The 11965-nt window shown below is 35.7% G+C and carries 8 protein-coding genes and 2 pseudogenes; all 10 read left to right on the forward strand.

Annotated elements, in window-relative coordinates; genetic code table 11:
- The first annotated feature begins 372 nt into the window (after nucleotides 1-372).
- Nucleotides 373-1200 (forward strand): diadenylate cyclase CdaA, encoded by an 828-nt coding sequence (gene cdaA, locus QRY57_RS02640; protein ID WP_026592708.1) that lies wholly within the window; start codon nucleotides 373-375, stop codon nucleotides 1198-1200.
- The gene (locus QRY57_RS02645; protein WP_286016602.1) at nucleotides 1193-2629 is read left to right on the forward strand and encodes a CdaR family protein; all 1437 of its coding nucleotides are present in this window, start codon (nucleotides 1193-1195) and stop codon (nucleotides 2627-2629) included. Before cdaA ends, QRY57_RS02645 begins: the two co-directional genes overlap by 8 nt.
- The gene (glmM, locus tag QRY57_RS02650) at nucleotides 2622-3968 is read left to right on the forward strand and encodes a phosphoglucosamine mutase (protein ID WP_098303096.1); all 1347 of its coding nucleotides are present in this window, start codon (nucleotides 2622-2624) and stop codon (nucleotides 3966-3968) included. The genes QRY57_RS02645 and glmM overlap by 8 nt, the downstream gene beginning before the upstream one ends.
- Before the next feature lie 287 nt (nucleotides 3969-4255).
- Nucleotides 4256-4443 (forward strand): annotated as a pseudogene (locus QRY57_RS26965) (hypothetical protein).
- Between the two features lie 12 nt (nucleotides 4444-4455).
- Entirely contained in the window at nucleotides 4456-6258 is a 1803-nt protein-coding gene (glmS, locus tag QRY57_RS02655; protein WP_090694018.1) for a glutamine--fructose-6-phosphate transaminase (isomerizing), read from the forward strand.
- Nucleotides 6259-6350: 92 nt separating this feature from the next.
- A pseudogene (locus tag QRY57_RS26970) lies at nucleotides 6351-6541 on the forward strand (TnsA endonuclease N-terminal domain-containing protein); the annotation flags it as partial.
- A gap of 56 nt (nucleotides 6542-6597) precedes the next feature.
- Complete coding sequence (locus QRY57_RS02660; RefSeq protein ID WP_286016603.1) at nucleotides 6598-8571, forward strand: S9 family peptidase; 1974 nt, start codon at nucleotides 6598-6600, stop codon at nucleotides 8569-8571.
- A 34-nt stretch (nucleotides 8572-8605) separates the two neighbouring features.
- Nucleotides 8606-9031: an ester cyclase gene (locus QRY57_RS02665; RefSeq protein WP_286016604.1), complete on the forward strand. Its 426-nt coding sequence runs from the start codon at nucleotides 8606-8608 to the stop codon at nucleotides 9029-9031.
- Nucleotides 9032-9713: 682 nt separating this feature from the next.
- Nucleotides 9714-10373, forward strand: coding sequence for a 2OG-Fe(II) oxygenase (locus QRY57_RS02670; protein ID WP_026592714.1), 660 nt, complete (start codon nucleotides 9714-9716; stop codon nucleotides 10371-10373).
- A 218-nt stretch (nucleotides 10374-10591) separates the two neighbouring features.
- Nucleotides 10592-11851, forward strand: coding sequence for a multidrug effflux MFS transporter (locus QRY57_RS02675; RefSeq protein WP_286016605.1), 1260 nt, complete (start codon nucleotides 10592-10594; stop codon nucleotides 11849-11851).
- Nucleotides 11852-11965 lie beyond the last annotated feature (114 nt).

Raw genomic sequence — 11965 nt, forward strand, 5'->3', positions numbered from 1 at the left:
TCTCTCCATATAAAAACAAATGTACCTATCTGCATTTTATAGTATTTACTACACTCAACTTCTATTTAAATACAAAAGGATAATTAGCTCCTAGAATAGAATGACTCTCCTGTTTTACCTGTTACCTGAATTTAATGAAACGTTTCTTTTTTTATTTTAAAATAAGAGTATAATAATAAGTTATATTATACTGACGTATAATAAAGTTTGATATATTACCAATTTATACCACGATGATACCGTCGTTTGTAATTGTCGTTTCTTTCATGTATGGTATAATTAACTAGTTGTTGTAAATACATACATATAGAGCAGAATAATAATATTTCAGTATATGGATAAAATTGCTCATAAGTAGGAGGAAGGGTTAGCATGCCTTTTGGAGATATGAACTTTTTGAAATATCTCAGTACGATATTAGATATCGCCGTTGTGTGGTTTGTTATATATAAGCTAATTCATGTAATCCGAGGTACAAAAGCTGTTCAACTTTTGAAAGGGATTACAGTTATTATTATCGTCCGTATATTAAGTTATTTATTTGAGTTGCATACGTTGCAGTGGCTCACGGACCAAGCTTTGACATGGGGATTCCTAGCAGTGATTATTATTTTTCAACCTGAGCTTAGAAGAGCGCTTGAACAATTAGGAAGAGGAAGTTTGTTCTCCCGTGCAATTGGTCAGGAAGAAGAAGAGTATGAAATCGTTGCGAATGCTGTGGCAAAGGCAACTGAATATATGGGTAAACGACGCATTGGTGCGCTTATTACATTATCTAGAGAGACTGGGATGGGAGATTATGTAGAAACCGGGATTCCTTTAAATGCTAATGTGTCATCAGAACTGCTTATTAATATCTTTATCCCCAATACACCGCTTCATGATGGAGCGGTTATTATGCAAGGGAATACGATTAAAGCAGCAGCTTGTTACTTACCATTATCGGAAAGTCCGTTCATATCAAAAGAACTAGGAACGCGTCACCGAGCTGCGATGGGAGTTAGTGAAGTAACTGATAGCATTACAGTGGTTGTATCAGAAGAAACAGGTCAAATTTCTTTAACTAAAAATGGGGAATTACATCGTGATTTAAAAGTCGAACAGTTGAAAGAGATGCTTTTAGCAGAGTTCAGTGGGAATGTGAAGACAACTTCTTCATCTTTATGGAATTGGAATTGGAGGAGAAAGCGTCATGGATAAGCTGATGGAGAACCACTGGTTTTTAAAAGGAATTTCATTACTATTGGCGTTAATGCTTTACATGTCAACGAATTTGTCGGATAAAAACATGACAGAGAATAAGAATGCATCACCTTTTCCAACAAGTGATATAACAGAAACAGTGTCTAACATTGTAGTAGCAGTAAACTATGATGAAGATAAATATATTGTAAGTGGTATTCCAAAGTATGTAAAAGTAAAATTGGAAGGACCCAAAAACGTAATTACTGCAGCAAGGTCACAACGTGAGTTTGGTGTATCTGTAGATTTACGTGGATATTCTACAGGAACATACGAAGTGCCTTTAAAGTATACCGGGATGGAAAATAACTTAAAAGTAACGGTTCAACCGGCGAAAGTTAAAGTTACAATCCAAAGTAAGGCGAAGAAGTCATTTCCTGTGGAAGTGAAGTATTCGAATGAGAGTCAAATGCCAGGAGGTAGTATGGTTGAAAAGCCGACTATTAAACCAGGAACTGTTGAGGTTATTGGTACAGAAGAGGAGCTAGCAAAAGTTGCTCTTGTCAGGGCATATGTTGATTTGAAGGGGATAACAAAAACAGTAACAAAGACAGCCGAAATTGTACTATATGATGAAGATGGTAAGAAACTAGACTTACAAACAACACCTTCTAAAGTAAGTGTTACGATCCCAGTTTCAAATCCAACTACGACAAATAATATTGAAAAAACTGTGCCACTAACTTATTCAAAAAAAGGAAGTGTACCTGAAGGGTTAGCTGTTACAAAAATCGGTATCGAACCAAATGAAGTGACAATATCAGGACCAAAAGATGTTTTGGACACTATAAAGTCCTTGGAGGGCGTCGAAGTAGATCTTAGTAAAATTACGGAATCTACAACATTCGATGCCTCTGTTTTATTACCGAAAGGTGTAACAAATGTAAACCCTAGTCAAGTGAAAGTTTCCGTCGAAGTACAAAAGCAAAAAAATACAAAGCATAAGACAATAGAGGGCATTTCTATACGAAAAAATGGATTGTCAGATGAATTCACCTTACAATTGCTTTCTCCACAAGGTGGAAAGATAAGCGTTGATATTTCAGGAGAAGCCAGTATAGTAGATAAAATAACAGCAGAACAAATAACAGCGTCAATTAATCTACAAAATCTATCTTCTGGGACGCACGATATTCCAATTCAGGTTAGCGGCCCTAATAATGTTTCAATAGAGACAAAACAAAAAAATGCAAAGGTAACCCTTGTAAAAAAAGAAAATTCAGAGCAAGAAGTACAAGGAAGGCCAGAACAACCAGAACAACCAGATTCACCAGAAGACAAAGAGAATGAAATAGAAAAACCAAATGAGCAAGACAAGGAACAAGGCAAACAGAATGAAGTAGAAAATCAAAAAGAGCAAGAAAAAGGAGCGAATAGCAATGGGTAAATATTTTGGTACAGATGGTGTGCGCGGTGTCGCGAATGAGGAATTGACGCCTGAACTAGCATTTAAAATTGGACGTTTTGGAGGATATGTATTAACAAAAGATATAGATCGTCCAAAAGTTATTATTGGCCGAGATACACGTGTATCTGGTCACATGTTAGAAGGTGCATTAGTAGCAGGTCTATTATCAACTGGAGCAGAAGTTATGCGTCTTGGTGTTATTTCAACTCCTGGGGTTGCGTATTTAACAAAGGCGCTAGATGCACAAGCGGGTGTTATGATTTCAGCATCTCATAACCCAGTGCAAGATAACGGAATTAAATTTTTTGGCTCAGATGGATTTAAACTAACTGATGAACAAGAAGCAGAAATTGAAGCTTTATTAGATAAAGAAGTAGATGAATTACCACGTCCGACAGGAACAGAGCTTGGACAAGTGAACGATTACTTCGAAGGTGGACAAAAGTATTTACAATACATTAAACAAACTGTAGAAGAAGACTTCTCTGGTTTACATATTGCTTTAGATTGTGCACACGGAGCAACGTCTTCTTTAGCACCATATTTATTCGCAGACTTAGAAGCTGACATCTCCACGATGGGAACATCACCAAACGGTATGAACATTAACGAGGGTGTTGGCTCTACACATCCAGAAGGTTTAGCTGAACTAGTAAAAGAAAAAGGTGCGGATATTGGACTTGCATTTGATGGCGATGGAGACCGTTTAATTGCAGTAGATGAAAAAGGAAACATTGTTGATGGCGATCAAATTATGTACATTTGTGCGAAATATATGAAAGAAACTGGTCAGTTAAAACATAACACAGTTGTTTCAACTGTTATGAGTAACTTAGGATTCTATAAAGCACTAGAAGCAAACGGTATTACAAGTAATAAGACAGCAGTTGGTGATCGCTACGTAATGGAAGAAATGAAGCGCGGCGGTTATAATCTTGGTGGGGAACAATCTGGTCATATTATCTTACTTGATTACATTACAACTGGAGACGGAATGTTAAGTGCGCTTCAACTTGTAAATATTATGAAGATGACGAAAAAGCCATTGTCTGAGCTTGCGAGTGAAATGACAAAGTTCCCTCAACTATTAGTAAACGTTCGTGTAACGGATAAAAAACTAGCATTAGAAAATGAAAAAATTAAAGAAATTATTCGTGTGGTGGAAGAAGAAATGAACGGAGACGGCCGTATTCTTGTTCGTCCTTCTGGAACAGAACCACTTATTCGTGTAATGGCAGAAGCACCAACACAAGAAATTTGTGATGGATATGTACATCGCATTGTAGAAGTTGTGAAAGCTGAAGTTGGAGCTGAATAATTAGCTGATTTTATATGAAAAAGGAGCACGATTTGTGCTCTTTTTTCATATGTTTTATAGACAATGAAAAAATTTCATTGACGGTTTATGTTGTTTGTTATAAGATGGTCTTGTTCTTTTTCTCAAAGTAAATATAAGGAATTATAAAAGCGCCAGAACTACAAGTTGTGTAGTTGACGAGGAGGAGTTTTATCGAGATTTCGGCGGATGACTCCCGGTTGTTCATCACAACCGAAAGCTTTTACTTAAATCACCAAGGTGACTCGGTGGACAAAGGTAAAGGTTTGATGAGAGAAAAGGAACGGATGAATACTAGCTGTATAAGTATATACGGACTGAAACCCAATCGAGAGGAAGGTGAAAGCCGTTACAGACTTACAGGGCTAGCAATATGTAATCCGTTTTTTATATTTAAATAATGAATGGGATCGGACTATGTCGTTACATGTTCGCAGAGCAATGTAAGCATTTGTAACGGCGACTAAACATGTGTGGAATCGTAGGATTTATTGGAGAGCAAGATGCAAAGGAAATTTTATTAAAAGGTTTAGAGAAACTAGAATACCGCGGATATGATTCAGCAGGTATTGCAGTACAGGCAGAGAACGGTATTGTTGTATACAAAGAAAAAGGCCGTATTGCAAAACTTCGTGAAATCGTAGACGAGAACGTGGCAGCAAGCGTGGGAATCGGTCACACACGCTGGGCTACACATGGTGTTCCAAGCACTGTAAACGCACATCCGCATCAAAGTACATCAAAGCGCTTTACGCTAGTTCATAATGGTGTAATTGAAAACTATGAATTAGTGAAAAAAGAATATCTTCAAGATGTAACGTTTGTAAGTGAGACTGATACAGAAGTTATCGTACAGCTTATGGAACAGCAAGTAAGCACAGGGTTAAGTGTAGAAGATGCATTCCGTAAAACGTTATCCATTTTACATGGTTCTTATGCGATTGGATTACTTGATGCTGAAAATCCAAACATGATTTATGTTGCTAAAAACAAAAGCCCGCTATTAGTAGGTGTTGGTGACAACTTTAATGTTGTTGCGAGCGACGCAATGGCGATGTTACAAGTTACAGATCAATTTATCGAATTAATGGATAAAGAAATGGTAATTGTAACACAAGAAAGCATTACAATTAAAAACTTACAAGGTGAAACGATTGAACGTGCACCGTTTACAGCGGAATTAGATGCAAGTGATATTGAAAAAGGAACATATCCTCATTTCATGCTTAAAGAAATTGATGAGCAACCACTTGTAATCCGTAATATCATTCAAAAATATCAAAATGAAAATGGCGAAATCGAATTAGATGGAGACATCCGTAATGCGATTTTAGATAGCGATCGTATTTATATTATTGCATGTGGAACAAGTTACCATGCTGGTCTTGTTGGAAAGCAATTTATCGAGAAGTTTGCAAAAGTACCTGTAGAAGTACACGTAGCAAGTGAATTCTCTTACAATATGCCATTATTAACAGAAAGACCATTCTTCATTTACATTTCACAAAGTGGTGAAACTGCAGATAGCCGTGCAGTACTTGTACAAACAAATGAAATGGGTCATAAAGCATTAACAATTACAAACGTACCAGGTTCTACGCTTTCTCGTGAAGCTGACTATACACTACCTCTATATGCAGGGCCAGAAATCGCAGTTGCTTCTACGAAAGCTTACACAGCTCAACTTGCAGTGCTTTCAATCCTAGCAGCTGATATTGCGAAAGCAAAAGGCGAAGTTCTTGATTTTGATTTAACACACGAACTAGGTCTTGTAGCGAATGCAATGGTAGTACTTTGTGATCAAAAAGAAGAAATGGATGCACTTGCAAAACAATTTTTAGCAACAACACGCAACTGTTTCTTCATTGGACGCAGCGTAGACTTCTTCGTAGGATTAGAAGGTGCGTTAAAGCTAAAAGAAATTTCTTATATCCAAGCAGAAGGATTTGCTGGTGGAGAATTAAAACACGGTACAATCGCGCTAATTGAACAAGGTACACCAGTTATCGCACTTGCTACGCAAGAGCACGTAAACCTTGGAATTCGCGGTAACGTAAAAGAAGTAGTAGCACGTGGAGCAAACCCATGTATCATATCAATGAAAGGCTTAGAAATGGAAGGCGACAGCTTCGTACTACCAGCTGTACATGAAGCATTAGCACCGCTTGTAGCAGTTGTTCCATTACAACTTATCTCATACTACGCAGCGCTTCACCGCGAGTGTGATGTTGATAAGCCTCGTAACTTAGCTAAGTCTGTTACTGTTGAGTAGGAGATTGGGAAATTAATAATTGTATTGTAGATTTGAAATAAAGTTGCACTGTTTTCACCCCTTTAGATATGATTATCTAAAGGGGTGTTTTTATGTCGAAAAGAAAAAGAATATCTGCGATCGAACAGTGGATTAAACAAGGTCGAGGAACCGGTATGGAGTAGATTATAAACCTTGGTTAAAGATTCAAGATGTATCTTCAAAGGGTCGTTCAACTCGTTTAAAAGGAATAAAAACAAACAGACAGCATGAATTTCTGTCGGATTTGGGGAAAAATATATTTATTTAACTGAATAATTGGACAAGTTAGATTACTAGACATTAAGAGGGGGTTTATTAATGAAAATGAATGAAAAAACATATCTAAGTATAGAAGAGATTATTTCATTGCCAACCTTATCAGATACAAACATAAGTGATGATGGCAAAAACGTAGCATTTGTCAAGAAGACAGCTAACTGGAAAGACAATAAATATAGGAATCATGTATGGATATATGAAAAAGATAAGGGGCAGAGTTATCCATTAACAACTAAGGATATAGATAGTACATACCCATTATGGTCTCCAGATTCTAGGAATATCGCATACCTTAGCCCAGTTGGTGACGGGGATAATAAGAAAAATCAGATCTTTGTTAAGTCAATAGATGGTTATAGTGGGGTTCAAATTACTGATGAGAAAGAAGGGGTCAGTAAATTCAAATGGGAGTCTACTGGCAAGGGTTTTTATTATGTTGCACAGTCAAAAGAATCTGAGGTGATAAAGAAACGTAAGGAACTATATGGAAATTTCCATCATATAGGTAAGGAATACCAGAATAATTGTTTATATTACATTGAAATAGAAAAAGTGATACAAAATGATAAATATGAACACGAAAATAGCGTTGTTTATCAACTAACTGATGGGAAGGATTTTCATATCCATGAATTTGATATTTCAAATGATGGGAAAAAGGTTGTATTTATGGCTACACCAAGCTCAGATATGGAAGATTATATTAATGGAGATCTATACATACTAGATATTAAAGCTGGAGAGCTACAAAAGATGAATATAGATAAGTTGTTGGGAGGGAGCGTTTGCTTTTCTCCTGAAGGAAGCAAAATATGTTACTCAGCAAGCATAAGGGAGAAGGATTACTATAAGACCCATATACAAGACAGTACATTAGAGATATATGATATTAATAATGGAGAGCTAATTCAACCTTTAACAGATTTTGATAGTACGGTTATTCCATTACGGTGGACAGCTAGAGGAATTTTAATTAGATGGCAGAATAAAACGAATTATCTTATTGGGTTGCTATCTGAGGATGGCACTGTGGAAATGTTAAACGAAAAAGTAGATAGCTTTATAATGGATGCTTCTATAACAAGAGATGGAAATCATATATCCTATAATAAGGCTATAACAAATGAAACCTTTGAAATCTATTTAGACGATAAAAAAATAACGAATGAAAATAGCTTTTTCAAAGGAAAGCTTAAAAGTAACAGGGAGATAATCTCATGGCAAAGTAGTGATGGTCTTGAAATAGAGGGAGTTTTATCAACCCCAGTAGAGTTTGACGCAAATAAAAAATATCCCTTATTAGTGGTAATCCATGGTGGTCCGGCTTGGGCGTCCTTTCCAATATTTTCAGACTGTTTTAATGAGAAATATCCTATTGAACAGTTTATCGAAAAAGGCTTTATAGTTTTAGAACCAAACTACAGGGGAAGTTCTGGTTATGGTAATGAATTCTTAAAAGCAAACTATAGAAAACTGGGAATTGCTAACTACGATGATGTTATATCTGGAGTGGATAAACTAGTTGACAAAGGGATTGCAGATAAAGATAGAGTAGGGGTTATGGGATGGAGCAACGGGGGATATATATCAGCTTTCTGTTCTACATTTAGTAGTAGATTTAAAGCTATTTCAGTTGGAGGTGGCATTACTAATTGGAGTACCCATTATGTAAATACAGATATACCTTACTTTATTAGGATGTATTTAGGAAATAATCCATGGAATGATCCAGAGATATATACTAAAACATCACCAATGGAATATATTAAATCAGCCTGTACTCCCACCTTAATCCAACATGGTGAAAAGGATGCAAGAGTTCCAACTCCAAATGCATATGAGCTATATCAAGGGTTAAGGGATATGGAAGTTGATACAGAATTAATTATATTTAAAGGAATGGCATATAGTTCTGATCAGCCAGGAATTAATGTGGCTATTATGAAGCAGAATTTGATGTGGTTTTCACACTATATTCTTGGAGAAAGTATGAAAGATTTTAGGGTTTTATGATTAATATTGGATTTATTAATAAGGGGGTTTTTAAATGACGCCAGGACAAATTGTTAGAAAATTTTTTGAAGAAGTACGTTCGGGGAATAATCCTGACTATTCAAATCAATTAATGGCAGAAAAAGTATTGGCACATCAAATTGTATCTGAAGAAGAACAAACAGTTTGCAGAACTCCTAAAGATTATGCTGAACATGTAAGAGAGATGATTGAAGTATATGGTAATTTTTCTTTAGAAATTCAAGAGTTTTTAGTACAAGGAAGTAAAGTATATGTACGTTGGAAACAAGTAGGTACACACCTAGGAGAAATCGATGGATATCAACCTACAGGACTCCCAATAATTCAAATGGCAAGTGCGGTGTATAGAATAGACGATGGGAAAATTTCAGAGTATTGGATTCAAATTGATAGGTCAGGAATTCAAAATCAATTAGAGTTCAATAAAAATATGCAGTAGTTAAATTTTAAGAGTATTAGAAAAATAAAGCACTAAACAAAACTTGTTAACAAAATCTTGTTAAGCGGAGTGCTTCTGTTGAATAAGGGGTACAAAACGATTAAACTTTTTTTAAAAAGAATCATTCAAATTAAAACAAGAAGAGCATGTTTTGATCGATCTTTTTTTTTAATACGCTCTTTTCTTTTGTTCGTTTATTTAAACTTTATTTTAAAGCTACATGTATTGTAGAGTGACAATAAAGTCGTTTAAATATAGAAGTTCAACATCCGTTTGCTTAGTATTAAAACAAGTGAACGGATGCTTTTGTTTTTTAAGAGTGAGAGCAGTGAAAATTACGGTATAATAATTGGAATCTTTTAAAGCAGATTTAAAGTGATATGCTCCCCATTAGGTAGACGGATAAAAAATAAAAATCTGTTTATCTAAGGGGAGTATTTTTACTGTCTACTTGATAGGGGGTAGTTTGCTTTTTTGGTAGATTCTTCTTGTTTATTATGGATTAAAAGCTTATGAGGTGATTTTTATTAACTACTCTTTTACAAAAACTATTTCTCGATCTAAAATGCTCTTTAATTGAATATTGGAATATAACATAATAGTCCTCATCTTAATTTTTTAAAAAGGGAGAATAGAAAGAAAAGTATGATATATTTATGATGTCCAATCATTTTTAAGAGAGATGGGGAGAAGAACAATGGAAAATCAAAGAGTTGAAAATAAGGAACTAACGATTTTTAACCACATTGGAAACACAATTGTAACAGAAGATAGAGAAATCCAAATTATTTCAAGATTAGAAGAGCCTCTTATTGTCGTGTTAGAAAATGTATTAAGTGATGAAGAGTGTGAAACGTTAATTGAAATGTCTAAAAATAAAATGAAACGTTCTAAAATTGGTGTTTCGCGTGAAATAAATAACATTCGGACGAGTAGTGGTACGTTTTTAGAAGAAAGTGAGGTCGTTACTAGAATTGAAAGACGAATCGCTTCAATTATGAATGTTCCTGTTGAAAATGGGGAAGGGTTACATATTTTAAAGTATACAGTTGGTCAAGAATATAAAGCGCATTATGATTTTTTTGCAGAAAACAGTGCGGCAGCAAACAATAATCGTATTAGTACCCTTGTCATGTACTTAAATCATGTAGAAGAAGGCGGAGAGACTGTCTTTCCCAAACTCAATCTTTCTGTATCTCCGAAAAAAGGAATGGCGGTATATTTCGAATATTTTTATCAGGATGCATCATTAAACAAGCTCACTCTACATGGCGGTGAACCTGTTATTAAAGGTGAAAAATGGGTTGCGACGCAATGGATAAGAAAAAGACCTTTGTATTAAGATAGCGCTCAATTACAAGTTTGTTATCGTTTTCTGACTTCTTGTTTAGTTAAGAAAAGGGAGCGATTGTTAGCAACACAGATAGAAACGGAAAAGTAAAGTGATAGAGACTCTATCGCTTTTTTCATTTCGTTATATAGAAAAGTACGATATACTTGACGTACATCAATGCTGTAACTATAATTGTTACAATTTAGAGCTTATAATAGAAAGGGTGAATGATGGAAGTGAATGAAATTAATCACGATGTATATAAACCTGTAAAAGCCAACAGGTTATGGATGATTCTTGTATTAGGGACATTAACAGCAATCGGGCCATTGTCCATTGACATGTACTTGCCTTCGTTGCCAAAATTAACGAATGATTTACAAACAAATGCTTCTCTTGCTCAGCTTACTTTAACAGCATGTTTATTAGGGCTTTCGGTTGGACAATTATTTGTTGGCTCAATTAGTGACATTTATGGACGGCGTAAACCGCTTATTATTGCTCTTATTATGTATGTTGTATCTTCTTTACTTTGTGCGGTTGCGCCATCTATTTGGAGTCTAGTTCTTTTACGTTTCTTACAAGGGGCTTCAGGTTCAGCTGGTATTGTTATATCTCGTGCGATGGTACGTGATATGTACTCAGGTTCTGAGATGACAAAATTTTTCTCACTGCTTATGTTAGTAAACGGAGCAGCACCAATTTTAGCGCCAATTATTGGAGGACAATTGTTACAATTTACCTCGTGGCGTGGAGTTTTTATCGTCCTTGGAACGATAAGTATATTTATGTTAGTATCCGCTACGTTTGTGTTACGTGAGACATTACCTCTTGAAGAGAGGGAAACAGGCGGTTTAGTAGGAACATTAGCGACATATAGGAATTTGCGGAAAGATCGCTTATTTATGGGGTATGCCTTGTCGCAGGGCTTAGTGTCAGCGGCAATGTTTGCTTATATTTCTGGTTCTCCGTTTGTGTTGCAAAATATATACGGGGCATCACCGCAAGAATTTAGCGTATTCTTTGCTATTAATGGTATTGGTATTATTATTGCCAGCCAAATTACCGGCCGTTTGGCAGGGAAGCTAAGTGAGAAAACTTTATTTGTAGCTGGCATTGGAATTGCAGCTGCTGGTGGTATCTCCTTACTTCTCACAATTGTATTAGGAATTGGATTAATTGGTGTTTTATGTTCATTATTCCTTGTTGTATCAAGCGTTGGGGTTGTATCAACGACAGGTTTTTCACTAGCGATGAAAAATCAAAAACAAGCTGCTGGAACAGCTTCAGCGTTGCTTGGATTGTTACAGTTTATTTCTGGAGCGCTTGTTGCGCCTTTAGTAGGGATTGGAGGCAGTAATACAGCACTTCCTATGGGAATTGTGATTGCTTTATGTGAAGTGGGAGCAGTTTTATGTTATATCTTTATGGCAAAGCCTAGTGAAAAGAAGTTTGCACTGCAAGAAAAGCAAGATTTAGAGGGATAAAAAAAGCTGCAACGTATGGTTGCAGCTTTTTTATTGTTTCTGAACGAACAAGTAACCAAATAAAATATGGTTCACCAATAAAGGCTGTAAAGATCTTGGTTGAAATGTGAATAT

Source organism: Bacillus arachidis (assembly GCF_030285945.1).
Lineage (GTDB): Bacteria > Bacillota > Bacilli > Bacillales > Bacillaceae_G > Bacillus_A > Bacillus_A arachidis.